The 26,304-nt window shown below is 71.8% G+C and carries 16 protein-coding genes; 6 read left to right on the top strand and 10 right to left on the bottom strand.

Annotated elements, in window-relative coordinates; genetic code table 11:
• Positions 1 to 21: 21 nt before the first annotated feature.
• Together Pla163_RS07365 and Pla163_RS07360 are read right to left on the bottom strand one after the other, a co-directional pair.
• A complete protein-coding gene (locus Pla163_RS07365; protein WP_145185852.1) occupies positions 22 to 1,014 on the bottom strand; it encodes a glycosyltransferase family 2 protein in 993 nt (330 codons plus the stop codon).
• A complete protein-coding gene (locus Pla163_RS07360) occupies positions 1,011 to 3,620 on the bottom strand; it encodes a glycosyltransferase (protein WP_145185849.1) in 2,610 nt (869 codons plus the stop codon). Before Pla163_RS07360 ends, Pla163_RS07365 begins: the two co-directional genes overlap by 4 nt.
• 243 nt (positions 3,621 to 3,863) lie before the next feature.
• Here Pla163_RS07360 and Pla163_RS07355 point away from each other — a divergent pair, with 243 nt between their 5' ends.
• A complete protein-coding gene (locus Pla163_RS07355; RefSeq protein WP_145185845.1) occupies positions 3,864 to 5,252 on the top strand; it encodes a glycosyltransferase in 1,389 nt (462 codons plus the stop codon).
• A gap of 89 nt (positions 5,253 to 5,341) precedes the next feature.
• Here the strand turns inward: Pla163_RS07355 and trxB are convergent, their stop codons facing one another.
• Positions 5,342 to 6,301 carry a thioredoxin-disulfide reductase gene (gene trxB, locus Pla163_RS07350; RefSeq protein ID WP_145185842.1) on the bottom strand — a complete coding sequence of 320 codons (960 nt, stop codon included), beginning with the start codon at positions 6,299 to 6,301 and terminating at the stop codon, positions 5,342 to 5,344.
• A 138-nt stretch (positions 6,302 to 6,439) separates the two neighbouring features.
• Between trxB and Pla163_RS18905 the strand changes: the two genes are divergently transcribed.
• Genes Pla163_RS18905 through Pla163_RS07335 form a run of 4 tightly spaced genes read left to right on the top strand, consistent with a single transcriptional unit; the run spans position 6,440 to position 11,787 of the window.
• Positions 6,440 to 7,537, top strand: coding sequence for an FIG domain-containing protein (locus tag Pla163_RS18905; RefSeq protein WP_419186422.1), 1,098 nt, complete (start codon positions 6,440 to 6,442; stop codon positions 7,535 to 7,537).
• The gene (locus tag Pla163_RS18900; protein ID WP_419186421.1) at positions 7,534 to 7,986 is read left to right on the top strand and encodes an SRPBCC family protein; all 453 of its coding nucleotides are present in this window, start codon (positions 7,534 to 7,536) and stop codon (positions 7,984 to 7,986) included. Before Pla163_RS18905 ends, Pla163_RS18900 begins: the two co-directional genes overlap by 4 nt.
• On the top strand, positions 7,970 to 9,958 hold the full coding sequence (locus Pla163_RS07340; RefSeq protein WP_145185837.1) for an ABC transporter ATP-binding protein: 1,989 nt from the start codon (positions 7,970 to 7,972) through the stop codon (positions 9,956 to 9,958). Before Pla163_RS18900 ends, Pla163_RS07340 begins: the two co-directional genes overlap by 17 nt.
• Positions 9,955 to 11,787, top strand: coding sequence for an ABC transporter ATP-binding protein (locus Pla163_RS07335; protein WP_145185834.1), 1,833 nt, complete (start codon positions 9,955 to 9,957; stop codon positions 11,785 to 11,787). The genes Pla163_RS07340 and Pla163_RS07335 overlap by 4 nt, the downstream gene beginning before the upstream one ends.
• Here the strand turns inward: Pla163_RS07335 and nhaA are convergent.
• From nhaA to Pla163_RS07310, 5 genes are all read right to left on the bottom strand, one after another.
• A complete protein-coding gene (nhaA, locus tag Pla163_RS07330; RefSeq protein ID WP_145185831.1) occupies positions 11,784 to 13,136 on the bottom strand; it encodes a Na+/H+ antiporter NhaA in 1,353 nt (450 codons plus the stop codon). The genes Pla163_RS07335 and nhaA overlap by 4 nt on opposite strands.
• A 145-nt stretch (positions 13,137 to 13,281) precedes the next feature.
• On the bottom strand, positions 13,282 to 15,828 hold the full coding sequence (locus tag Pla163_RS07325) for a Lon protease family protein (RefSeq protein WP_145185827.1): 2,547 nt from the start codon (positions 15,826 to 15,828) through the stop codon (positions 13,282 to 13,284).
• Between the two features lie 172 nt (positions 15,829 to 16,000).
• The gene (locus Pla163_RS07320; protein ID WP_145185824.1) at positions 16,001 to 20,125 is read right to left on the bottom strand and encodes an alpha-N-acetylglucosaminidase TIM-barrel domain-containing protein; all 4,125 of its coding nucleotides are present in this window, start codon (positions 20,123 to 20,125) and stop codon (positions 16,001 to 16,003) included.
• 108 nt (positions 20,126 to 20,233) lie between these two features.
• A complete protein-coding gene (locus tag Pla163_RS07315) occupies positions 20,234 to 21,946 on the bottom strand; it encodes a putative ABC exporter domain-containing protein (protein ID WP_145185821.1) in 1,713 nt (570 codons plus the stop codon).
• Positions 21,943 to 22,848 carry an ABC transporter ATP-binding protein gene (locus Pla163_RS07310; protein ID WP_145185818.1) on the bottom strand — a complete coding sequence of 302 codons (906 nt, stop codon included), beginning with the start codon at positions 22,846 to 22,848 and terminating at the stop codon, positions 21,943 to 21,945. Before Pla163_RS07310 ends, Pla163_RS07315 begins: the two co-directional genes overlap by 4 nt.
• 161 nt (positions 22,849 to 23,009) lie before the next feature.
• Between Pla163_RS07310 and Pla163_RS07305 the strand changes: the two genes are divergently transcribed.
• On the top strand, positions 23,010 to 23,570 hold the full coding sequence (locus Pla163_RS07305; RefSeq protein ID WP_145185815.1) for a serine O-acetyltransferase: 561 nt from the start codon (positions 23,010 to 23,012) through the stop codon (positions 23,568 to 23,570).
• A gap of 45 nt (positions 23,571 to 23,615) precedes the next feature.
• Here Pla163_RS07305 and Pla163_RS07300 read toward each other — a convergent pair whose 3' ends face one another.
• Together Pla163_RS07300 and Pla163_RS07295 are read right to left on the bottom strand one after the other, a co-directional pair.
• Positions 23,616 to 25,661: a methyltransferase domain-containing protein gene (locus tag Pla163_RS07300; protein ID WP_145185811.1), complete on the bottom strand. Its 2,046-nt coding sequence runs from the start codon at positions 25,659 to 25,661 to the stop codon at positions 23,616 to 23,618.
• 64 nt (positions 25,662 to 25,725) lie between these two features.
• Positions 25,726 to 26,142 (bottom strand): RapZ C-terminal domain-containing protein, encoded by a 417-nt coding sequence (locus Pla163_RS07295; protein ID WP_145185808.1) that lies wholly within the window; start codon positions 26,140 to 26,142, stop codon positions 25,726 to 25,728.
• Positions 26,143 to 26,304 lie beyond the last annotated feature (162 nt).

Here is a 26,304-nt window from a genome sequence, read left to right as displayed (position 1 = left end):
GCCTGACGCCGTACCGACAATCTAACCCCGTACGTCGGGCCGCGGCCTGCTCTCGGCGACCACCTGGTCGAAGCTGCGCACCGCCTTCGGACGTGCGGCGCGACTCGCCCGCAGGGCCTCGAGCCGATCGAGCGCCAGGGCCAACCACAGAAGCTCGCGGCGTTGGTCGCGTTGGTAGGCGTCGACCGCGCTGCGGTAGAGGGCCGCGAGGTGGCGCTCGCCGAACTCGTCGGCGGACAGGTACTTCCACTGGAAGAGCAGGCGATTGCGCTCGATGACCGCGCGCACGAACTCGGCGTCGACGCGGCGGCGGATCGTGCCGCGGTGGTGGTGCTCGACGACCGAGCTGGGCACGTACACCACGCGCTGGCCCGCGGCCCAGGCGCCGAAGCCCAGATCCACGTCCTCGTAGTAGAAGGGGTCGAAGATGCGGTCGAAGCCCCCACTCGCGACGAACGGCGTCCTGCGCAACAGCATCGCGCCACCGATCGCGTAGGTGACGGGGCCACTCGACTCGACGAAGCGCTCGGCCTCGCCGGCGAGCGCGCGCTGGCGCACGAAGGCCACGTCGCGATCGAAATCGATCTCGACCACGGACTCGATGCGATCGTCCTCGCCGAACAACAGGATGCGCGGCACGACCGAGTGCACGTCGTCCGCGAGGTGTTCGACCAGCGGCTCGAGGAAACCGGGCGTCACGCGGATGTCCGGGTTCATCGCGAACACGAGTTCGTGCCGCGCCGCCGCCACGCCGTCGAGCAGCGCGCTGGCGAAGCCGCCGTTGGTCTCGCGACTCACGACGCGCACCAGGTCGAGGTGCGCGGGGTCGCCGAGGTGCGCCGCGAGCTCGCTGCGCACCCAGGGTTCGATCACGGCGCGGCCGGTGTCGTCCACCAGGACCACTTCGCCCCCGATCGGCGCGAGTTCGTCGAGCAGGATGGGCAGGTGCGTCTCGAGCAGCTCGAAGTCGTCGAGGCCCGGAACGACGGCGGAGATGGGCGGGTGCGCGCTCACGGATTCACCTCACGGTTCGCGCTGTCTTCCACCGCGCCGTCGCCGGAACCCGGCAGCTCCCAGGCCGCGACGCGCTTGGCGAAGCCGGCGAAGTACGCGAGCCACGAGACCGTCCGCCGCGCGAGCGCCAGACGGGCACCGTCCATCTCACCGCGACGCCAGTGGAGCTCCGCGTGCGCGCGGGCCTGGGAGTCGCGCAGCGCCTCCAGTTGGGCCAACAGCGCGTGTCCGTGGTCGAACAGCCCCCCGAGCATGCGCTCGAGCTTGCCGCCGCCCTCGACCTCGACGTCCGGCTCCAGTTCGACCGGTGCATGCCCGAAGGCCACGAGCACCTCGGCCGCGACCCGCTCGCAGGACTCGATCTCCGAGCGCAGCCGCGCCAGGTCCGAGTCCTTGCCCTCGACCAGACCCCAGACATACGTCAGCGTCTCCTCCTTGTCGGAGACCAGGTTCGCGAGCCAGGTGCGTTCTTCCTCGCGGCTGCGGATCTCGCTGCGCAGCCAGTCGCGCTCGCGTTCGATCTCCGACAGCATCGAGTCGCGCCAGGCGCGTTCCTGCTCGGCCGCCGTGCGCGTCTCGTGCAGCGTCGCGTCGAGCCGCGCGCGCTCCTCGTCGAGCTCCGCAGTCTTGCGCTTCAGCCAGTCGCGCTCGGTCTGGAAGTCCGACTGCTTGCTCAGGAGGTACTCGCGCTCGCGCTGGAAGTCGCTCTGCTTGCTGAGCAGCCAGTTGCGTTCGCGTTCGAAGTCGCTCTGCATCTGCCGCAGCCAGTCGCGCTCCTTCTCGAGCGCCTGGGTCGAGGTCTCGTGGAACTCGACGGCCTGCGCGAGGTTCTCGCGGTCGTCGCGCAGCCAGTCGCGCTCCCGTTCGATCCCGCTCAGGCGTTCGTCGAGCCAACGCGCGCGCCGCTCGCGTTCGTCGAGCAACTGGCCCAGATAGCCCGACTCGTCGCGCCGATCGCGCAGTTCCTCGAGCGAACGACTCGACTCGCCGAGCCCGAACGCCAGGCGCTCGATCGGCGACCGCGCCGCGTCCAGACCGAGCACGCCCGCGAGGTCGGCGATGCGGCTCGTGCAGGAGGCCAGAAGATCGCGCGTCGGCAGGGCCTCGAGTTCGCGATAGCGCCGGCCGAGTTCCGCGAGGTGCGCGAGCCCGCCGCCGGGATCGACCGGTGCCTCGCGCCCGACGAGCAGTTCGCCGTACAGCGCTTCGAGTTCGTCGACCTGGGTCTCGATCGTCCGCACGCGCGGTCGACCTTCCAGAAGACGAGCCAGCAGGCCCTCCTCCTCGACCAGTCGCCGCAGGACGCGCGCCAGGTCGTCCGCGTCGTCCGGCGCGTACAGGAGTCCGTCGACGCCGTCGCGCACCGACTCCGGCAGGGCGCCGAGATCGCTGGCGACCGCGATCCGCCCCGCGGCGAAGGCCTCGCGCAGGACCGTGGGGAAGTTCTCGTACCAGATCGACGGGACCACCAGGCAGTCGATGCCGGCCAGCACCTCGGGCAGACGGTCGCCGTCGAAGGCGCCCGCGTACTCGACGCCGAGCTCGCGCGCGCGATCGGCGATGCGCGCGACGTAGGCGCGATCGGTCGAATCGCCGTGGATCACGAGCGGCAGACGTTCGCGCGTCGCGTCGGACAACTGGGCGTAGGCGTCGAGCAACAGGTGCACGCCCTTGTGCTTGGTCAGGCTGCCGACGAAGCCGAGTCGCACGCGCTCCGTCGCTGCGCCCGCCGAGTGGACCGGCACCGCGGGCACGTCGTCGAGACGCCGAGTGTCGATCCCGTTGGGCTGGTGGACGACGCGCGGCGGTCGGGTCCGTCCGCCGTTCGACGGATCCTGGGTGTCGCTCTGCGCTCCCGTCACGAACGCCTCCTCGAGCCAGCCCGCCAGGTAGGCCGAGGGACTCACGAAGGCGTCGACCGCACCGAAGGCCGCGCGCCGCCGGCTCGCCATGCGCTCGCGACGGGCACGCGCCTCGGTCCACTCGTTCTCGTGGAAGCCCGCGCCCTCCTCGTCGCCGGCCAGGGTCGCCGCCACGCGCGCGCGCACCGGCTCGTCGAGCCAGGCGGCGGGGACACCGAGGTGGTAGTCGCCGAGGGACTCGACCGCGTTGAGGATCGAGCGCGCCAGGTCGCAGCGCGCTTCCTCCTCGGGCGTGGGCGCGGCCTCGAAGCGCGTCAGGTCCGGCCGCAGCAGCGCGAACGAATCGGTCAGCGCGAACCAGTCGTGGGCGGTGTACACGAGCGGCGCGCCGAACTCGGCGGCTGCGGCGAGCGGACCCAGCCCGAGCCGTAGGAGGTGCTGGACGTGCACCACGTCGGGCCGCTCGGCGTCGAGAAAGCGCGCGAACGCCTCCGCGACGCCGCGCGGTTCGAGGGCCGTCTCGGGATCTCCGGGCGACGACTCGAGGTTGACCCAGGTCACGTGCCAAGCGCCGCGGCGCTCGCGGCGCAGGGCGCGGTCCGGCAGGTCGGCGCGCCGGGTGGGCGCGAAGACCTCGACCGCGTGTCCGCGCCGCGCCAACTCGTCGGCCAGGGCGACGGTGCACTGCTCGACTCCACCGCGTTCGACGGGAGGCAGGCCGTGGACGACGAAACACACGCGCATCGCTCCGATGGTAGAGTTCGCGCTCGGTGGGGCGTCTCCCCGTTTCGCCCCCTTCCGCCGGATCTCGACACCGGCTCCCGATCGAGCCCGGTCCCGGGCCGACCCTCGTCGGTTCGCGCGTGCGGCACGGGCGCGCGGTCGCCACCTCGGAGCGCCGGTCGGCTTCCCGATCAGGCCCGACGGCGGGCGCCGTTCGCCCCCCGCGACGGAGCACGTCGCCCCTCCCCCAACCGCCCCCTTCGGATGCGCATCCTCGAGGTCAACACGTTCGCGGCGCCGGTCGGTGGCGCCGAGATCTACATGCACACGCTGGTCGACGAGCTGCGTCGCCGCGAGCACCAGGTCGGCCTGTTCGCGGGCAGCCCGGACGAGGACGTGGACGAACCCGAGCGCCGCATCGTGAAGCGTCCGGACTGGAACGGTCGCACGCTGGTCCACGACCCCGAGCTGGTGACGGCCTTCGAGCGCTTCGCCGCGGACTTCCGGCCCGACGTGGTGCACTGCCACAACCTGCACAGCTTCCCGGTCAGCTTCCTCGCCGCCGCCCACCGCCTGCGCGTGCCGCTGATGCTGACGGCGCACGACTTCGGCCTTCTGTGCCCGAACTCGTGGAACGTCTGGGGCGACGGCACGGTGTGCGCGGGCGGCGCCGGCAAGAAGTGCTTCGACGGGCACGGCTGCGAGAAGAACTACCCGTACGACGGCCGCGTGGTCCTGTCGGTGAAGCTGCGCGCCGAACTGGCCAAGCGCGTCTTCGGGCGCGTGACCGCACCGAGTCGCTTCCTCGCGGACCAGCTGGCGACGCACGGCTTCCGGGGCACCGAAGGCCTGCCTCTGTGGGTCGACAGATCGAAGGAGGATCAACTCGACCGCTCGATCCAGCGCGAGTCGAACCTCGTGATGTTCGTCGGTCGCCTGGTGCGCGAGAAAGGCGTCGAGTTCCTGGTGCGCGCCTGGCCGCTCGTGGCGAAGCAGCGCCCCGACGCACGCCTGTTGATCGTCGGCGGCGGACCGGAGCTCGAGCCCTTGCGCGCGCTCGCGAGCGAACTGGGCCTCGACGCGGCGGCGGTCCTCCCCGGTCGCGTCCCCCACGCCGAGGTCGCCGCTCTCATGGCGCGCGCGACCTGTCAGGTGCTGCCGTCGATCTGGTGCGAGAACTCGCCGCTCACCACCTACGAGAGCTACCTGGCCGGCCTGCCGATGATTGCGAGCCGCATCGCCGGCCTGCCCGAGATGGTGCGCGAGGGCGAGACGGGTCTGCTCGCGACGCCACGGAACGCGAACGACCTGGCGGCACGCATCGTCGAACTGCTGGGCGACACCGCTCTGCAACAACGCCTGCAGGAAGGCTGTCGCGCGAGCGTCGAACGCTTCAGCCGCGACCGTCACATGACGCGCATCATCGAGCTGTTCGAGGCCCTCGTCGAAGAGGGACCGAGCACCGAAACGATCGACGAGGACCTTCTGTTCGCCAGCAACGGACTGTTCGAGAAGTTCGACGACGTCGAGCGTTGGGCGCTCGACATGAAGGGACACATCGACTACCTCGAGAGCAACTCGACGAACGTCGCGCCGGTGAAGGCCTTCGCGCGGCACCTCAAGTTCCGCATCAAGTCGCGCCGCGGACGTTGACCCGCTGCGCGAACGGGACGGGGCGCCGCTGGCGTCCCGTCCCGTTCGGTGTGGTCCCAGCCGGGGACCGGCCGTTCGACCTGGACGGCCTAGTAGCCCTTCGCCTCGAGCCAGCGTTCGGCGTCGATCGCGGACTGACAGCCCATGCCGGCGGCGGTGACGGCCTGTCGGTAGACGTGATCGGCCACGTCGCCCGAGGCGAAGACGCCGTCGATCCGCGTCCGCGTCCCGCTGTGGACGACGAGGTAGCCCAGGTCGTCCGTCTCGAGCTGCCCCTTCAGGAAGTCCGTGTTGGGCTTGTGTCCGATGGCGAGGAACATGCCCTGGCAGTCCTGGACCGAGCTCTCGCCCGTGACCGTGTCCTCGAGTCGCACGCCCGTGACCTTGCCCGCGCTGACGTCCAGCACTTCGGTCACCTGCTTGTTCCACAGGAACTCGATCTTCGGGTTCTCGAAGGCGCGCTCCTGCATGATCTTGCTGGCGCGCAGCGTGTCGCGACGGTGCACGACGTAGACCTTCGAGGCGAAGCGCGTGAGGAACTGCGCCTCCTCCATCGCCGTGTCGCCGCCGCCGACGACCACGAGTTCGCGGTCACGGAAGAAGGCGCCGTCGCAGGTCGCGCAGGCCGACACGCCCTTGTTGCGCAACGCCGTCTCGGACGGAAGCCCCAGCCACTTCGCGCTCGCGCCGGTGGCGATGATGATCGCGCGCGCCTCGTGCCAATCGCCCTCGCTCGTGCGCACGCGCTTGATCTCGCCCTCGAGCTCGCACTCGGCGATGTTGAGCGCGTGCATCTCGGTGCCGAAGCGCTCCGCCTGCTTGCGGAACTTCTCCATCATGTCGGGGCCCGTGATGCCGTCGGGGAAGCCGGGGTAGTTCTCGACCTCGGTCGTGAGCATCAGCTGGCCGCCGGGCAGGAGGTCGGGGGCTTCGGCGGACGGTTCGCCCTCGAACATCAGCGGCTCGAGGTTCGCGCGCGACGCGTAGATCGCAGCGGTGTAGCCGGCGGGGCCGGAGCCGACGATGATGACCTTCCTGGGTTCGGACATGGATTCGAAGAGAGATGCTGGTGGAGCTCGACGCGCCACCACGGGTCTGGGACCAGCCGCTGCTCGGGACGTGGATCCGAGCGTTCGGGGCGGCGAAGTCTAACGGAAGCGGCGGGCGAGCCGGATAGCATCCAGCGCGTGACCGACGCCCTGCGAACCCTGGCCGCCGATCTGTGCGACCGCGTGCTCGACGCCCACCGCTCGGCTCAGGCCGAAGCCCTCGAACGCACGGGTTCCGTCCGCGTCCTGTTCGAGAGCCGCGGACAGGGCGCCGGCGACGAGACGTTCGCGCTCGACGAACGCTGCGAGGCCGCGGTCGACGCCTGGGCCCGGGACCACGCTCGAGCGGGCCCCCTGTCGGTGCTGACCGAGGATCGCGGCTGGCGACACTTCGGGCCGGATCCGGGCCGCGACGGCGCGTCGATCGAGCTCGCGAGCTTCGACCACGGCGGTCCGCGCCTCGCCGTCGACCCGGTCGACGGGACGCGCAACATCGCCTGTGACCTGCGCTCGGCCTGGACCGTCGTCAGCGCCTGTGGCCCGGGTCCCGGAACTCCGCGCGCGCGGGACGTGACGCACGGAACGGTCTCGGAGCTGCCGGTGACCGCGGCGGCGAGCGCGCGCCGCTTCGTCGCGGACGAGGGCCGCGGAGCCGCGGTCGAATCGCGCGCGTGCGTGCTCGGCGAACCGATCGGTGCACCGTGCGCGCCCAGCGTCCTGCGCGTGGACACGTCCGACGAACCGCGCGGCTACCTCCCCTTCTTCCGCTACGACCCGCACCTGCGCCCGGCGGCCGTCGCGCTCGAGTCGGACTTCCTCGAACGGCTGATCGAGCACGAGGGCGCGAGCGCGCGCCACCTCTACGACGACCAGTACATCAGCTCGGCCGGTCAGCTCGTCCTGCTCGCACTCGGCACGTACCGCTTCGTCTGCGACCCGCGCCCGCTGCTCGGCGCACGCACGAGCACGGCGGCGACCACTTCGAAGCCCTACGATCTGGCCGGAGCGCTCGTCCTCGCGCGCGAAGCGGGCTGCGTCGTCACGCCGCTCGACGCGCACCAGCTGCCGCCGGCCGACGGATCCGCGCTCCCGTTCGACTTTCCGCTGGATACGTCGGCCCAGGTCGGCTTCGTCGGCTATCACAACCCGGCGACGGCCCGTCGCTTCGCCCCCCATCTGGTCCACGCGCTCGAGCGCGCGGCGCCCCACCGCCAGCCCCACGCCGACCGCCCGTGATCACCGCTTCCGCCGAATTCGCCCACCCCGCCGCCACCGTCTTCGCCGCCGTCGCACGCATCGAGGAGCACCCGAGCTGGCAACGCGGCATCGAGTCGATCCGCGTCCTCTCGGGCGACGGAGCCTCCGTGGGCTCGCGGTTCGCCGTGCGCGTCGTGGAGAGCGGCATCGAGCTCGACCTCGAGGGCGAGGTCGTCGAGTCGATGACCCCCGAACTCGTGCGCCACGTCCTCGAGAACTCCGACGCGACGCTCGACGTGACCGTGCGCGTGACGCCTCTCGCCAGCGAGCGCTGTCGGCTCGACTACAGCGCCGCGATCAAGGTCCACTCGTTCGCGCTGAAGATGCTGCGCGGAATGATCGAGTCGAAGCTGGCCGAGAAGGCCGAGGCCGACCTCGGCGCGCTCGCACGCCACCTCTCGACCGCACAGGGTGCCGACGGACGCTGAGCTCGGGAACGGGCACGGACGCGCGCTCGCTCGGAACGGACGTCGGCTCGCGCGCCTGCTGCGACCCGTCGCCCGCCCCTACGTGGCCGCCGCGCTGGCGCTCGCGTTCGCGACGCTCGCGACCTACGCCGCGCCGCTCGTGGTCGGCATGGGGATGGACGTGGCGGTCGGAGCCAGCGCGGGGCTCGATGGCGCGGACACGAACGCCGTGCGCTCCGCCACCCCGCCGTGGCTCGCTCCCCTCGGAGCGCGTCTCGCGGCGTTCGAACCGCGCACGGCGATCTGGGTCGCGGCCGCGCTCGCCCTCGCGCTGACGCTCGTCGGCGGCGTCCTGCAGTACCTGCGCGGACGCCTGGTGGCCGAATCCGCCGAGTCGGTCGCCGCCCGTCTGCGCGACGATCTGCACGCCCATCTGTTGCGACTTCCGCACGACACGCTCGACGGTCACGAGCACGGCGACGTGGTCCAGCGTTGCACCAGCGACGTCGAGACCACGCGCGCGTTCGTCGCGACCCAGGCGCCCGAAGTGGCGCGCGCGGCGACGATGTTGGCCGTGGCGTTCGCGCTGCTGGCGAGCCTCGACGTCCGGTACGCGCTGCTCTCGATGGCCAGCTATCCGTTGATCATCGGCCTGGCGATCGTCTTCTTCCGCGGGGTCCGCACCCTGTTCCAGGCCGTCGACGAGGCTGAAGGTCGCCTCACCGGCGTCATCCAGGAGAATCTCAGCGGCGCCCAGGTCGTGCGCGCGTTCGCGGCGTCGGGCGCGGAGGTCGAGAAGTTCGAGGGCGCCAACTCGGACTTCCGCGATCGCACGGTGCGCTGGGTCGACAAGCTCGGCGCCTACTGGTCGACGTCCGATCTCATCTGTCTCGGACAGGTGCTCGCCGTGCTCGGGTACGGAGCCTTCGCCGTGCGCGCCGGCGAGATGACGGTCGGTCTGTTCTTCACGTTCGTCACCACGACCAGCCTCACGGTCTTCCCCGTGCGGCAGATCGGACGCGTTCTGACGGAACTCGGGCGCGCGACGGTGGCGCTGGACCGCGTGTTCGAGCTGCTCGACGCCGACGAGGAGGTGGAGGGACTCGTCCCGGTCGAGCGCGCGCGCAGGATCGAGGTTCGCGGTCTGCGCTTCGCCTACCAGCGCACGGGCGACGAAGCGGCCGACGCGGCGACCGACGGCTCGGCTCGAACCGATTCGAAGGGCCTCGTGCTCGACGGACTCGACCTCGTACTCGAACCCGGTCGACGCGTCGCACTCGTCGGACCTCCGGGGTCGGGCAAGTCGAGTCTGATCGAAGTCCTCCTGCGCAATCGACCCTACGCGGGCGGCTCGGTGCAGGTGGACGGGCGCGAACTCGCGGGACTCGACCCGGCCTGGATCCGCAGCCAGCTCGCACTCGTGTCCCAGCGGCCGTTCCTGTTCTCGTCGTCGTTGGCCGAGAACCTGCGCGTGGCGGCGCCGGGAGCGACGCACGCGGATCTCGAGCGCGTGTGCGAGATCGCTTCGATCCACTCGACCGTCGCGGCCTACCCGAAGGGCTACGAGACCGTGATCGGCGAACGCGGCGTCGACCTCTCCGGCGGGCAGCGCCAACGCCTGTCGATCGCGCGCGCCCTGCTCGAGGACGCGCCGTTCCTCCTGCTCGACGACGCGCTCTCCGCCGTCGACACCTCCACCGAACGCGCGATCCTCGACCGCCTGCCCAAGGGCGAGGAACGCGGCGTCCTGCTCGTCACGCACCGCCTCAGCGGCGCCGCGGACGCCGACGAGATCGTGGTGCTCGACCGCGGGCGCGTCGTCGAACGCGGAACGCACGCCGAGCTACTCGCGTGCGCCGGGACCTACGCCGAGCTGTGGGGCGAACAGTCGTCCGGCGGTTCGGCGCGGCTCGTGGACGACGTCGCCCCAAGGAGCGAGGCCCACGCCGCGCACGACCGTCCGCAGTTGGGCGACGAGGAGGCGCCGCGATGAGCGCCCACCATCACGATCCCGAGGAGGATCGCCCGGCCGAGCGGATGGACTGGCGGCTGTGGCGCCGGCTGGTCGGCTACACGCTGCGCTACCGGCGCTGGACGCTGATGCTCATCGGCTGCGCGATCGCCACCGGCACGGTCGACGGCCTGTTCAACCTCGTCGTCGGTCGGATCGTCGACGCCGCCACCGACCCGGGCGGCGACGTCGTGCGCTGGCTCTGCGCCTACGCGGGGCTGATCGTCCTGCTGTGCCTGCTCGTGCGCACGTTCGTGTCGCTCGGGGGCCGCATCCGCGCGCACGTGGCCCACGACATCCGCGCCGAGGCGTTCGCGAACGTCCAACGCCTGTCGCTCGACTACTTCGACAAGCGCCCGGTCGGATGGTTGCTCGCGCGGCAGACGTCGGACTGCGATCGCCTCTCGCAGGCGCTGTCCTGGGGCCTGCTCGACATCGCGTGGGGCCTGACGACTATGACGGTCTCGGCGCTCGCGATGCTCTGGCTCGATCTGCGGCTGGGCCTGATCGCGCTTTCGGTCGTGCCCGTGCTGTGGGTGGCGAGCCTGTGGTTCCAACGCCGCATCCTGCGCACGGCGCGCCAGGTGCGCGGACTCAACTCGCGCCTGACCGCCGCCTACGACGAGACGCTCTCGGGCGTCGCGACCGTGCGCGCGTTCGGGGCGCAGACGGGCTTCCAGTCGCGCTTCGAGGAGCTGACGGGTTCCATGCGCCGGCGCTCGGTCGCCAACGCGAACCTCTCGGCGCTGTACCTGCCGCTGGTGCTGAGCCTGGCCGGACTCGCGGGCGGTCTGTGCCTGGGCTTCGGCGGCGTGAGCGTGTTCGACGGTGCCATCAGCGTCGGCACCCTCGTCGCGTTCCTCGGCTACAGCCGTCAGTTCTTCGAACCGCTCCAGGAGATGGCGGCGTGGTTCTGCGAGTTCCAGATGGCCCAGGCCTCGGCCGAGCGCGTGTTCGGACTGATCGACGAGGTGCCGACGGTGAAGGACACGCCGCGGGCGCTCGAGCGCCTGGCCGCGGCGAGCGAACGGGCCGGAGCGGACGGCAGCGCCCCCGACGGGCTCGCCCCCGACGGCTTGCCGCCACGCATCGGTGAACTGCGACTCGAGGGCGTGCACTTTCGGTACGGCGACGGCCCCGACGTCCTCGCGGGCCTCGACCTCGTGATCCCCGAGGGCGCGACGGTCGCCCTGGTCGGACCGACCGGCGGTGGCAAAACCACGCTGACGTCGCTGTTGTGTCGTTTCCGCGAGCCGACGCGCGGGCGCCTGGTCACGAGCGGCGTCGAGTACCGCGAACGCAGCCTCGCCTGGTGGCAGGAGCAGCTCGGCGTCGTGCTGCAGGAGCCGCATCTGTTCAGCGGCACGCTGGCGGACAACCTGCGCTACGCCAAACCCGGCGCCACCGACGCCGAACTCGTCGAGGTCGCGCGCCTGGCCCAGCTCGACCGCGTCCTCGAGTCGCACCCGGACGGCTTCGAGACCCAGGTCGGCGCGGGCGGCGCACGGCTCTCGATGGGCGAGCGCCAGTTGGTGTCGTTGGCGCGCGCGCTGCTCGCCGACCCGCAGCTGCTCGTCATGGACGAAGCCACGAGTTCGGTCGACACGGCCACCGAGCGCCGACTGCAGGCCGCCGTCGAACAGGCGCTCGTCGGCCGGACCGCGGTGGTCGTGGCGCACCGCCTCTCGACGATCCGCGGCGCGGACCTGATCGTGGTGATCGAGGGCGGCCGCATCGTCGAGAGCGGCACGCACACCGAACTGCTCGAGAGGCGCGGTCGCTACGCCGAGCTCGAAGCGCTCTCGCGCTAGCTGACGAGCGCTTCTTTCACCGGCCGGCGAATGGCCACGAAGAGGACCGCCATGCCGGCCACGATGCTGACGGCCGATCCGACCAGGATGCCCGTGCGCGCGATGTCGACCAGCGGCGAGCCGTCGGGGAAGGCCAGGCTGCCAATGAACAGGCTCATGGTGAAGCCGGTGCCGGAGAGGACGCCGGCGCCGATGATCATGCCCCAGTTCACGCCGCGCGGCAGGGAGGCCAGTCCGAGCCCGACCACCACCAGCGCGGCCAGCGTGATGCCGAAGGGCTTGCCGAGGACGAGGCCGCCCGCGATCGCGAGCGACAGCGGATCGGACACCGCGTCGGCCGAGATCGGCACGGCGGCGTTGGCGAGCGCGAAGATCGGCATGATCACGAAACTCACCCAGGGGTGCAGGCGGTACTCGAGTCGGTCGAGGGGCGAGCGGGCCTCGCGCGAGGCGAAAGCCAGCCGCTCGAGCGCCATGTGGGCACGCGTACCCCGCGCCTCGGCGTCGTCGATGGCGAGCGTCGTCGTGCGGATGACCTCGCGGATGGACGGGCGGCTGACCCAGGGCTTGACGGGGGTCAGGATGCCGAGGATCACGCCCGCGACGGTCGGGTGGACGCCGGACTTGAACATGCACAGCCAGAGCACCGAGCCGACGATCACGTAGATACCGATGCGCCGCACGCCGAGCTTCTGGAGCAGGACGACGATCGCGATGCCGACCGCCGAACCGGCGAGCCACATGGTCGAGATGCTCTCCGCGTAGAACAGCGCGATGACCAGCACGGCGATCAGGTCGTCGACGATCGCGAGGCTCAGCACGAAGATCTTCAGTCCCGCCGGGACGCGCGAGCCGAGCAGCGCGAGACAGCCCACGACGAAGGCGATGTCGGTGGCCATCGGAATGGCCCAGCCGCGCGCGCCTTCCGTGCCGTTCTCGATCCAGTAGAAGATCAGCGCGGGAACGACCGCACCGCCGACGGCCGCGGCGAGCGGCAGCATCAGGGCGCGCCGGTTGGACAGGTGGCCGTCCGCCACCTCGCGCTTGATCTCGAGGCCGACGACGAAGAAGAAGATCACCATCAACGCGTCGTTGACCCAGTACCACAGGGGGTACGTCAGGTCGAACGAGCCGGCGGCGACGGTGATCTCGGTGTCCCAGAAGCCCTTCCAGGCATCGTAGGCGCCGCCGTTGGCCGCGATCAGCGCGGCGACCGTGCACAGGGCGAGCAGGATCCCGGACAGGGCCTGGACCCGCAGGAACTGTGCGACGGGGCGCGTGAACTGGTCGACAGGCGCCTCAGGGAGGCCGCCACCCGCGGTGGGATCTTCTTCCGAGCCGTGTGCCATGGTGCGGCGATCTTAAGGACGCGGTTCGGCCCCACCGGAGCGGAACCCGGCGAATCGACGGAGCGCCGAAACGCGCCGTGCCGCCCGTGGAACCCGGACGTGCGTCGGCGGACGCTGATCGAACGCAGCGTTCGAGAGGCGCAGCTCAGTCCGTCGTGTCACCGGCGCCCGTCGGATCGTTCCCGGCCGCCGGACCGATGGCCTCGCGCTTCGCTCCGCCGTTCTCTCGCGGACCTTGGCGCGCCTGCCGCCAGAAGTCTCCGGCGCGCTCGATCGCGAGCATTAGCAAAGACCCTTGCGGATAGCGCGCGGTGTAGGCCTCGACCTCCCCCGCCGCCACACCCGTGAAGATCTCGAGCGCCTGACCGACGGTGTCGACCGCCCACACGTGGAAGCGCCCCGCCGCGCAGGCTTCGACCACGTCCGGTCGCAGCATCAGATCGACCACGTTCGAGCGCGGGACGATCACGCCCTGTTCGCCGGTCAGGCCGGCGTCCGAGCAGGTGTCGAAGAAGCCTTCGATCTTCTCGGTCGCCGCGCCGATCGGTTGGACGTGACCGAACTGGTCGATCGCGCCGGTCATCGCGACGCCCTGGTCGAGCGGAACGCCGGTCAGCGCGGACAAGAGACAGCAGGTCTCCGCCGCCGAGGCCGAGTCGCCGTCGATGCCGCCGTAGCTCTGCTCGAAGGCCATCGAGGCCGAGAACGACAGCGGGTGCTCGGCGCCGCGCAACAGGTGCCGCATCAGGCCGCCGAGGATCTGGAAGCCCTTGGTGTGGATCGAGCCGGAGAGCTGGGCCTCGCCCTCGATGTTCACGGTGCCGCGGTTGCCGGGCCCGATCGTCGTCGTGATGCGCGCGGGGAACCCGTAGGTCAAGGGCCCGGCGTGGGTCGTCGCCAGTCCGTTGACCTGCCCGACGACGGAGCCGCGCGTGTCGATCCGCAGCGTGCCGTCGGCGATCCGCTCGCGGAAGCGGCGCGCCGGCAGATCGGCCCGGCGTCTGGTGCGTCGCACGGCTTCACGCACGTGCTCGCGCGTGACCTCCGGGGCCGCGGCGCGCTGGGCCAGGTAGGCCGCTTCGCGCGCCAGATCGGACAGGCGTCCGAAACGCGCCGTCAATCGATCGCTGCGTCCAGCGATGCGCGCACCGTGCTCCGCCAGCGCCGCGATCCCGTCGGCGGAGATCGGCGGCAGCTTCTCGTCGGCCACGAGAGCCGCGAGCGTGCCCGCGTAGTGCTCGAGCCCGCGCGCGTCGTTCGGCAGGGACGAGTCGAAGTCGGCCAGGACCTTGAACAGCTGCGGGAAGTCCGGATCGGCCGAGTCGAGCGCCATGTAGAGCCCCGGGTCGCCGATGAGGATGACCTTGATGTCCACGTCGATCGGCTCGGGCTTCAGCGCCGCCATCGAACCGAAGAGCATCGAGTCCTGCGGCGCGATCTCGAGCACGCCGGTGCGCAGCGTTCGCACCAACATCTTCCACGCGCCCGGCTCGGTCAGAAGATCGCGGGCCTCGAGCACGATGTAGCCGCCGTCGGCCGCCAGCAGCGAACCGCCGACGATCATCAGGTGGTCGCTGAAGGCCGCGCCGTTCGGCAGCACGCTGCGCTCGATCGTTCCGACGAGGTTGCGCAGGGTCGGCTGGGTCTCGACCACGATCGGACACGGGTCGTCCGGATCCCAGGAGCGCACGAGATTGACGCGGTAGCGCCGCGTCCAGTGCAGGTCCTCGGCCCCCTCTTCCTCGGCGCTCTCGCCCAGCGCGTGAAGCCGCTTGCCGACCACGTCGTCGACGAGCGCGGACAGGAAACGCTGGACCGCCGGAGCGGGGAACGCGGCCGCGATCTCGCACACCGAACGATCGAGCAACCGCCGCGCCTCGCTCTCGTAGCCGGCGCGCAGACTGTCGCGGTGTTCCTGGTTGAGCTTGGCGATCTTCTCGCTGAGTTCGCGGTACTCGGTTCCCAGAGCGTCGGCGCGCGTGCGCAGCTCGGTCAGCCTGTCGGCGTCGAGCTTCCCCTCCTGGACCAGCGCGGCCAGTCGATCGGGCGGCGCGGGCTGGCCTTCGATCACCGGCAGCACCGCCGGCTGCTGGCCGACGGGCGTGTTGAGCATCGCGAGCCCGAATCCCTCCTTCTCGAGCTGTTCGTCGAAGGGCTTCGTCAGCTCGGTCAGACGCGCCTTGAGCCGCGTCTCCAGCTCGGCGCGGCGCACCTTCATGCGATCGGAGGACAGCGCCGGCAGGAGCGCGTCGCGCAGGTAGGCCACCAGCTCGTCGATGCGGTCGCGGAAGACCCGGCCACGCCCGCGCGGCAACGTGATCAGCGCTGGACGGTCGGGGCGCTCGAAGTCGTGCACGAAGACGCGGTCGGGCGGCAACGGACAACTCGGCTTCACCTCCTCGAGCAGGTGGCGGACGAGTCGCGTGCGTCCGGTCCCCGACAGACCGCGCACGTACACGTTCTGACCGGGTGCGTGGATCTCGAGTCCGAAGCGCAGCGCCTCGACCGCGTCCTGTTGACCGCTCACGCCGCGCACGGGTTCGACGTCCGCCGTGGACCGCACGCCGAGCGCCGCGGGATCGCACTGCCAGCGCAGCTTCTCGGTCGGGACCCGCAGAAGGGTCCGCGTCCGTTCGGCCGGCAAGAGGTCGGTGCGCGGAGCGTGCGAGTCGAGGGCAGCGTCGTGGGTCATCGCGGAGGGTTCGGTCGAAGTCGGAACGGCGGCACTCGAGAGGTCCGAGCCGTGCTCGCGGTCGGGGTTCGCGGCGCGACTCGCGCTGGAGCCGAGCACCACAGATCCTAGTGGCAGCCTCGAGCGGACCCGAGCCGTTCCACCACGACCGATCGCGGGGGCGCGTTCGGACTCACTCGAGCACGAGCGTGCGCGCGGCGCGCACCTCGGGACCGTCGCGCAGCCAGGCGCGCGCCCGCTCGATGCCGACCGACTCCGCCGAGTCGTCGAGGATCCACAGGTCGATCTCGCGACCGGCGTCCTCGGGGCGCAGCTCCACGACGTACGTCGGCGCGCCGGGCGGTCCGAAGCGCGAGCGGGCTCCGACGAGCCCGCGCCCGGGGATGCGGGCGGTGACGGCCAAGGTCCCCGGCGTGCCACCTTCGGCCCATTCGACCGCGACGGCGATCGACTGGCCGGCGCGCAGGTGGTCGGGCAACGTGACGCGCAGGCGCCGAGCGTGACGCGGTTGGTTCTGCAGGACGTCGATCGGTGCTCCACTCGCGCCGCGGCGTTCGAGATCCGCCTGGACCAGGCGCCGCGTGCGTTCGACCTCGGCGAACCCGCTGGTGCCGCGTTCGGCGAGGACGGCGAAGGGCGAGCCGGAACCGATCGACGCGCGCGCGGCGCCGACCAGCTCGCTCGAGTTCGACGGCAGGTCGGCCAGTTCGAACGCTCCCAGCGCGCGCGTGCCGCTCGCGGCATCGGCGGGCTCGCCGGGGAAGCGCAGGCGCAGTTCGCCACCGCCCAGTACCGCGTCGACACCGACGCCGTCGACGGTCGCGCGCTCGAACACCGACGCGTCGCCGCGCAGCCTGATGCGCACTTCGCCACCGGGGTCGCCGAACAGGACCACGCGGCGCGCGGTGCCTTCGGGCCCTGGGATCCACAGCTGTTCCGAGCCCTCGACGATCGGGTCCTCGAAGCCGTCCGCCGACAGCGCGATGAGCACGCAACCGAACGGAGCCACCGTGATCGGGATGGAGTCGCCCGACGGCACGCGCCCGAGGTAGCGCTCGCTCGGGTGCCACTGCCGCGCTTCGTAGGCCAACTGGGGATCGAGCCCCAGCGCCGGCCCGACCGGCAGTTCGACCGTGACCGTCTCGAAGGCGAGGTTGCGGACGACGACGATCTGCGCCCGCGTGTTGCCGCGCGCGACGGCGCCGCTCGCGTAGGCCGACGAGGCGAGCGTGACGGGTTCGGCCAGCAGCGCGCGGTTCTCCTCGAAGAGCTCGAGCAACCTGGCGAAGCGCACCAGGTCGGTGTCCTCGAGCAACCACGGCGCGCCGCCGACGTCGAAGGCGAACAGCGGAGCGAGACCGAAGGCCTGCCACACCAGCGCGTCGGCCCAACCCTGACGGCCGTCCACCGGCACACCGCGCGTCTCGCTCAGTCGCGTCTCCGCGCGGCCGCGCGCCAGTTCGTCGCCGTGCACGTGCAACGCGGCCGAGCGCGGCGCGGCGAACCACGGACCGCTCGCGACCTGACTCGTGGCGGCGATCGGTGCGGCCTCGCCGAGATCGAGTCCGCGCGAGAGAACCAGCAGATCGCTCGCGCGTTCGCGCAGGGCGAGGAGCGTGCGCATGAGCGCCGCGCGCGACGTCTCGCGCAGTTCGCCGAGGCGCGCGTCGAGCACGACCGCGCCCAGTTCGAGATCCGTGACCAGGCGTTCGAGTTCGCGACGGCGCGCGCGCTCGGCCTGGGTGTCCGCGCCGAAGCCGTCCGCGCCACTGACGAGCGCCAGACGTGCTCCGGCCCGCGCGGCGAGGTCGCGCACGGCGCCGGGCGTGGTGGCGAGGGCCGAGACGACCGCTTCCCGCGCGCCGCCGTTCTGACCGTCGTCCCAACCACTGGCGCGCCACTCGATGAGGTCGAAACCGACGCCGAACGACTCGCGCAGGAACGCGGCGAACTCGAGCTCCGCCACCAGGCGCGGACCGTCGACCGCGCGGTCGTCGCCGACGCGCCAGCGCGCGAGCGGCAGCGTGCTCGCGTCCACGAGCGAAGGACCGGACTCGACCGGCGGCGTCGCACCGGCACTCAGTTCCGGTCCCCACCGATCGAGGAGGCGGCGCGCCGTTCCGACGGGATCGCCCATCGGGACCGCGGAGTACGGATTGGCGCGCGCGGCCCATTCGCGCTCGAAGGCGGCGAGTCCCGCGTCGAACGCCGCCGCGTCGAACTCGGTCCCCGAGCCGGCCGACGTCGCCAAGGCTTCGAAGAGGCGCCGCCAGCGCTCGCGGTGGAAGGCGCCGACGAGACCGGCCCACTCGCGTCCGCCCCAGTCGCGCAGGGACGAGCCGATCGGTCCGAAGTGCGTCACGAGCGCGCGCGCACCGGCGACGATGGCCGCGCGTTCCACGTCGTCGCCGCCGCGCGCGCCGGCCGACTGGAGCCACGCTCCGAGCAGGAACGCGGGGTGCGTCGCGAGCAGTTCGTCGAGATCCGTCATGGCCGCGAGCGTGCGCGCGCTCGGAGCTGCGAGACCCTCGACGTCACCAGCGGCGAAGGCGTCGAGCGCCGCGCCGATCGGTTCGACGGTCGCGTTCGAGAGCACCTGACGCCCGATGTCGACGAGGTCGAAGACCAGGGCCGGACGCGGCGCGCCCTCCTCGGCCACGGCCACGAGTTCGCGCCAGGCCTCGACCAGCGCGGCGGCGTCGTAGGGCACCGGCGGCGGAGCGAACGTGCTCGGCGCGGCGACGATGGCGGACGGTCCGCTGTCGACCACGTTCTCGCCGTAGGCCGCGACGAGGATGCGGCGCCAGGCGCGAACGGCGCGCGGATCGGCGGCGCCGTAGCGCGCGCGCACCCACGACTCGATCCAGGCGTCCGCGTCGATGGACTCCTTCGTCCAGAGCTGGTCGCACAGGTACTCGAAGCGCAGCGGGTCGACGCCCGGGCTCTCGTGGGCCAGTGCGAAACCCGTCAGCGTCTCGGACTCGGACGCGGCGCGCCGCAGTTCCGTCGCCACCGGTTCGAGCGGTCCACCCAGACGCTGGCGACCGCCGAACGACGGCGTGACGCCCCACAGGAACGGACGGCCGAAGAAGCTGTCGGTGCGCTCCCACACCGGATCGGTCGACGCGACCTTGTCGAGCAGCACCACCTGCTCCACCGGCGCGCCGCCGAGGAAGCCCGCGATGCGCGCGTCGGTCCAGAAGCCGCGGTCGAAGCGGAACGGCCAGGCGCTGACGATCCAGCGCGCTTCCGGGCGCAGGAGGCCGAGTGCGCGCGAGACGCCGCCCGCCATGCGCGCCAGCCCCTCGACGTCGTCGAGCGGCGGACGCTTCTCGCCCAGCGGCGAACCGAAGTAGAGGCGGCTCTTGCCGACCGCGCGCTCCTGTTCCTCGTAGTAGAGCTCGGCCAGGCGATCGAACAACGGGTCGGCGGCATCGAGCAGCACGGAGCGCCCGAGTCCCGCCCACTCGGGCAGTTCGTGGAACGTCGCGCCGGGGAACTGTTCGGCGAACCCGGCCGGCAGCACGCCGGTGAAGGCGGGCAGCACGGGCTCGATGCCCAGGTCGCGCATGCGTCCGACGGCGCGGCGCGCAAGGGCCGCGTCGGCCTCGGCGAACGTCAAGGATTGCGGCCCCATCCAGCCGACCGCTTCGCCGCACCAACCGAACGCTCGGAAGGCGGCGCCCACGGACCAGGTCGTGTAGACCTGGGGCTCGAGTCCGAGGCGCTTGTACACCTCGGTCATGACGAGATCGCGTCCGAGCGGCAGCGTGATCGCGTTGAAGCCGCGCAGAGCCGCGAGGTCGACCTCGCGCTCGAGTCGCGCGGCGTCCCAGAAGGCTCCGGCGTAGGCGAAGGCCTCGGGCTCGAGGTACAGCCGCAGCTGGTAGGCCGATCCGCCCTTCGAAGGGGTCGCGGCCGGCAGCGCGTCGCCGGCGCGCGCCGCGCTCTGCAGCGCCGTCCCCGACCACCAGGACGGCAGGGCCGACACGTCGCGCCGCAGGTACTCGAAGAGGCCGCGCGCGAGGGCCGACGTGGACTCGCCGTAGATGCGCGTCGTGTCCTCGACCTCGAGCACGGCGAACGAGTCGTTCCCGTCCCCGAGCGTTCCGCTGGCCAGTTCGAACGTCACGTCGCTCGCGCGTTGACCGAGCAGGCGTTCCGCCAGACGCCGCACGCCGTCCGCACCGTCCTGACACCACGCCGCGGGCGCCGCCCCGATCCACAGGACGAGGGCCACGATCGCCATGGCCGGGCGCAGCGTCGATCGCCGTGTCGTGCTCGAACTGAATGTCATGCGCGAACTGAAGTGCTCCCTCGAACCTTTGAAGCGAGCGGGACGGCTCGGGGACCCCTCCCCCCGGCTCGCTCGCTGTTCGGGGCGCAAACGCTATCCGCCCGACCGTCAGGACTCCAGTCGCGACGGGTCGAAGCGAGCGAGCGCGCGTCCTCCGAGACGCAGGGCGACCGCCGCCCAGACCCCGAGCCCGGCGAGGACCGCCGGCGTGGCCAGCAGCAGGCGCAGGTCCTCGCCCAGACCGCTGCCCGCACTGAGCCGGAACGCCCCCCATCCGAGGAGCGCGGAGAGCGCCAGGACGCCCCCGGCCACGACGCCGCGGCACAGGAAGAGGATCGAGGTCCGCCCCACGTCCTGGAGCATCCCGTCGGCGCCCGGCACGATCCGGACGGGCCACAGGAGGAAGAAGAGGTTGTCGGTCGCGACCCAGCCGGTCAGGAAGACGGGCAGGAAGGCCAGCGCGCAGGCGAGCGGGATCGGGCCGCCCCCACCCACCACGGTCAGGATCACGCAGCCCAGGGCCAGGAAGCCGCCGACGACGGTGATCTGGGGCACCAGCAGCGCGAGGAAGAGGCGCCGCGACGACAGCGGCCAGGCCTTCAGCTCCTCGATGCGATCCAGGTCCTCGCGCAGGTCGAAGCGCAGACCGCCGGTCAGGTAGACGCTGCCGAAGACGATCAGGAGGGACGCGGCCCAGCCCGTGTCGTGCTCGAACTCGCGCGTCACCGCCAGGAGTCCGCCGACGCCCAGCGCGAGCGTCAGACCGGCGAACAAGAGCGTGACGCGCGCGCGCCGCAGGATCGACGCGCTCTTGCGCCAGAACACGGCTCCCAGCGGTCCGCGACCGACCACCCACGGAATCCGACGCCGCGCGGCCCAGCGCGACACGTTGGCGGCGCTCGCGCCGGTGCCGAGACGGCGCGCGCGCGCGATCCGTGCACCGAGTCGGCCCGACGTCGTGACGGCCACTTCGCGCCAGTCGAACGACCAGCGCCGCAGGAGCTCGAAGAAGACCGCCATCAGCCCCAGGAGCGGCAGACCGTTCGAGAGCGCGGCCCCCGGCGTCGCCGCCAGGAACGTCGCGACGAGCGGTTCGAGCGGCCAGGTCAGGACTCCGAGGACGGGCGACTGCGCCAGCTCGAGCAGGTTCAGGTCGTCGAACGACGGCGGCGCGAGGGCCAGGGCCACGAAAGCCGCCGCGACGAGGGCGACGCCGATCTTGCCGGCCACGTCGAGCAGGCGCAGCGGGACCCAACGCTCGACCTGGGCCGCCGCGAGCGACACGCCCTGGCCGAGGAGCGTCAGGCCGACGGTCAGGCACAGCGCGCCGAGGAAGGCACCGGTCGCGGTCGGAACTCGGAACGACGCGGCCGCTCCGAGCAGCACCGCGCCCGCCGTCGCCCGACCGAACGCGCACATGAGGCGGTGACCGAGGATGCGCGCGCGCGACACCGGCGCGGACAGCAGAAGGTCGAGTTCCGCCGGCTGGAGGTAGAGGCCGCGTTGTCCCAGGTGGGCGAACACGTTCACGACCAGGAACATGAACAGGAGCAGGCGCACGAGGTGTGGCTGCGGAACGGGCGCGCCGTGGCTTCCGGCGGCCATCGCACCGAACGACAGCGACACGATCCACGAGGCCGCGAGCCCCACGCCGACGAAGGCGAAGAGGATGCCCGTGGGCGTGCGCAGCCGGCGCAGCTGCTTGCGCACCACGCCGCGCAGCTTGAGCAGGGCGAGCCGCGTGAGGACGGGCCCACGCGGAGCGAGTGCGGCACGCGGAAGTCGGGCGGACGCGGCTCCCGGTGCCGGGCCGGGGTTCAACGTTCGACCTCGCTCGCGCGCGACACGGCGTCGTCGGGCGCGTCGTTCCGCGGCCGGCCGTCCGCATCGATCGGCGCCAGCGCGGCGTCCACGATCGGCGCCGCGTCCTGGTCGAGACCCGCGCCATCGGTGACGGCGAAGAAGACCGCTTCGAGGTCCGAGTCCGCACCGGCGCTCGCCGCCCGGCGCGCGTCGTCGAGGTGCCCGTCGAACAGCACGCGCCCGCCGCGCACGATGGCGAGGCGTGAACTCAACTCCTGCACGACGCCGAGCAGGTGGCTCGACAGTACGACCGCCCCACCGCGCGCCGCCAGGTCGAAGACGGCGCGCTTGGCGGCGCGGATGCCGACGGGATCGAGACCGGAGAGCGGTTCGTCGAGCAGCAGCAGCCGCGGCTCGTGCAGGAGCGCCGTGCACAGCGCGAGCTTCTGGCACATGCCGCGCGACAGTTCGCCGCCGAGCGCGTCGCGGCGCCCCGCGAGTTCGAAGGTCTCGAGCAGCTCGAGCGCGCGCTCCTTCCAGTTCGCCACGCGGTACAGCGCGGCCGTGAACTCGAGGTGTTCCCAGACGGTCAGCGCGTCGAACGGCGTCGGTTGATCGGGGACCCAGGCCAGGTGGCGCTTGGCCTCGAGTTCGTCGCGTTCGAGGTCGTGTCCGGCGATGCGGACCGTGCCGCTCTCGATCGGCAGGACGCCCGCGATCGTGCGCAGCGTGGTGGTCTTGCCCGCTCCGTTCGGCCCCACGAGCCCCAGGACCTCGCCCGGACGCAGCACCAGCGAAATGCCCTTCACCGCCCAGTTCTCGCCGTAGGACTTCGAGAGGCCCGCGACCTCGAGGATCGGCTCGGGCACGGGGAGCGCTTCGGCTCCGCTCGGGTCGCTGCTGGGGAGGGACTGGTCCATGGACGGGGTGGATCCTATCGGCGGGCGCGCCGACCCAGCGGTACCCAACAGAGGAGGGAAGCGCCGCTCTGCCCGCTCACCGGAAGCGGGCTCAAGACCCGGGGGCGGTTCGGACCGATGAGGAGCCGACGCCGGACGCGGCGCTGTCGTCCCCTTTCCCCATGGCACTCGACGAAGAAGCGGCGGAGAACCCGCGCACCGGTCCGAACGCGGACGCGGTCTCGGCCAGCGAGCCGGACTGGTCCCGCGAGCGCCCCGAACCCGGGCGCTACGACCCGGGCAAGCGCCTCCTGGCGGCGATCCGCGGCTACCAGAACGCGCGCGGTCCGCTGGCGCCGATCGTGCGCAAGCTGTGCGTCCTGCGCCACCGGCTGTGGTCGGCGGTCACCGGCTGCGACCTGCCGCTCGACGCGCGGCTGGGTGGCGGACTCGTCCTGCCCCACGCGCTCGGCATCGTTCTGCACCCGGACGCCGAGGTCGGCCCCAACTGCCTCCTCTTCCAGGGCGTGACGATCGGGACGCGCGACGGCCTGGACGGCGCGCCGGTGCTCGAGGGCCACGTGGACGTGGGTGCGGGCGCGAAGATCCTGGGTCCGGTGCGCATCGGCGCGCACGCCAGGATCGGCGCGAACGCGGTGGTCCTGTGCGACGTCCCGGCCGGCGCGATCGCGGTCGGTATCCCCGCGCGGGTGCGCGAGGTGCGGCGCGCGAAGAGCGCCTGAGGCCCCGGGCCGTGCCCGGCGTCGCGAACCGGTGACCGGTCCGGCTCAGGCCGCGCGCGCCGACTCCTGCGGCGCGACGAGCTGGTCGAAGCGCGACACGAGCCGCGAGCGGACGCTGGCCAGGGCGTGGCGGCGAACCTCGTTCTGGGCGGACGGCAGGACGACGACCGCGGTGGTCATCTCGCCCAGTCGCTGCCAGCCGACCGCGTCGAACTCCTGGTCGATCAGGATCACGTCGAAGGCGCGGTCGCCGAGGACGCGAGCACAGGCGGCGTCGAGGCGCGCGATCACCTGGTCGCGCGGACCGTCGAGCGCCGCTTGGTAGCGCAGCATCAGTGCTCCGCGACCGAGCAGGTTGAGCGCGAACTCGCCGAACAGGTAGTCGAGCTCGCCGGCGACGGAGTAGTCGGGCCAGGCGAAGAGCGCGACGGTGTCGGACATCGGCGCGGCGCTCGAGGCCGAAGCGTTCGAGTTCGAAGCGCTCGGGCGCGAGACGTTGGACGGGTTCGTGTGCAGCATGGAGGAGTTCGAGTTGGCGCCGTCGGGCGCGTCGGAATCGGAGGATCGACCGCTGCGCGCACTCGAACCCAGGGTCCCGAGCGGGCCGGAGCCGGCGAAGTCTTGGACGGGTGCGGGAGCGAGCGACGGCGGAGCGTCGACGCGACTCCTGGGAACGGCGGCGGCCACGCGAGCGCGCACGCGCATGTCGCGGCCGTAGCGGGCGGCGGGTCGCCAGCTCTGAGTGATCGGTCCGAAGTCGACTGCGCCGAAGCCGGCCTCGACGAGCGCTTCGGTCAGGGCTTCGCGCGTCCAGCCCCACTTGTGCATCTGCGGCACGCCGTCGGCCGCGATGTCGGGACCCCAGCCGTACATGCCGGTCAGACCCAGGTCGTAGCCGCGGTCGTCGGTGTGCTTGCCGAGGATGCGGATGCAGGCCTCGAGGTCGGGCAGTTCGAGGTACAGCTCGCCGTCGCCGCGCAGCACGCGGCGCCACTCGCGCAGGGCGGCGAGGGCCTGGTCGCGCGTCAGGTGCTCGAACAGGTGGTTGGCCTCGATCACGTCGACCGAAGCGTCCGCGATCCCGACCAGGTCGGTGACGTCGGCGACCAGATCGGCCCCCACCGCGTCGCTGGTGTCGACGTTGATCCATCCGGGACGCAGGTCGCGACCGCAGCCCAGGTGCAGGCGCACGCGCTCGCGACCGTCGGCCGTGCGTTCGTCCGGCGGCAGCAGGAAGCACTCGGACGCGGACTCGGGCGCGCTGCTCGCGTCGGCGCGGAAGGCACCGTTGCTCCACAGCTCGCGGTGCAACGCGAAGGTGTCGATCTCGATCTCGTGACCACGGCTCGCCGCGGCGAAGAACCGCACGTGCCAGTCGGCTCCGTAGTTCCGCACGAAGTAATCGTTCGCGAAGGCGCGCGCGAAGTGCTGGTACTCCTCGCGACCGATGGTCGCGGTCCCGGGCGCGCCGTAGGTCGTGCCGCCCAGGTGACGGTAGGCCACGTCGTCGCTGTAGGCCACGGACCAGCCGGCGCTGTAGAGCTTGTAGCTGAGCTCGTGGATCGCGCCCCAGCAGTAGCGGAAGGCGGGGTTCAGGAAACCGACCTCGTCGGCGGCCTCCGCGCGCAGCATGAACCCCAGGTAGTCGCAGGTCGTGACCGTGCGGAAGCCTCCGCGGGCCCGCGGCGCGCAACCGGGGTACTGGCCGTCGACGTTGGTCGGCGAACAGATCGCCATCCGCGGCTCGCGCTCCAGCGTGTCGACGAGGATCTTGGCCGCGTCGACGCCGTCCTCGAAGACCACGTCGTTCATCAGGACCCAGTAGTAGTCGTACTCGCGACCGGACTGGGTCGCGCGTTGGCGAGCTTCCGCCAGGGCCAGGTTGTGTCCGTAGCACTTGCCGCGGAAGTCCTCGTCCGAGTACCACAGGCTCGAGTGCTTCGAGAGCTTGCTCGGATCCGTTCCGCACTCGACCACGACGAAGTCGATGTCGTAGGCGGTGCTGCGGGAGAGCCGCGCCACCATGTCGTCCACGAGGTCGGGACGGTTGCGGGACGCGATGAGGGCACAGATGCGGGGCGGGTTCTGCATGGTCGGGACGAGCGGTGCCGGCGGGGCGCGGTGAGCGGGTTCGCCAGGCGGAGGACGATTGGGATCAGGCGGCGCGGCGCAGGAACTCGGGCGCGGCCCGCACGACGTCTCCCTGAGCGTCGAAGTCGCGTTCGCGGTGGACGACGTGCACCTCGTGGCCGAGGCGCGCGAGCTCGAGGCACAGGGCTTCGGCGAGCAGCACCGAGCGGTGGCGACCGGCGTTGCAGCCCAGACCGATCCGCAGGTCGTCGTCCTGGCCGGACAGGAACGCGATCAGCGGCACGGCGCTGGCGATGAAGTCGCGCGCCGCGGGCTGAGCCATCACGAAGTCGCGCATCTGTTCGTCCGGTCGACTGAACAGCCCCCAGCGCGGGTCGCGGGCGGGGTTCGAGAGGAAGCTGACGTCGAAGTAGTGGTTCGTCGGCGGCGGTCCGTACTTGAAGCCGAACGTGACGACGGTGATGCGGGAGTGCTGCTGCATGGTGGTGTGGGACCGGGTGCGAGGGTCCGCGCGGGAGCCTCCGACCGGGTCGATCGACCAGCGAGCGGGCGAGCCCAAGGCGCCCGGAGCTCCGTCCCCGAGCGCGGGACTCACCGAGCGAGCCCCCACCGACCCGCCGACCGACCCCGTGCCGCGGGTCCG

The sequence above is a fragment of the Rohdeia mirabilis genome (assembly GCA_007750655.1).
Lineage (GTDB): Bacteria > Planctomycetota > UBA1135 > UBA1135.
Note: the sequence above shows the minus strand (reverse complement) of the source record. Positions and strands in the feature narration are given on the sequence as shown.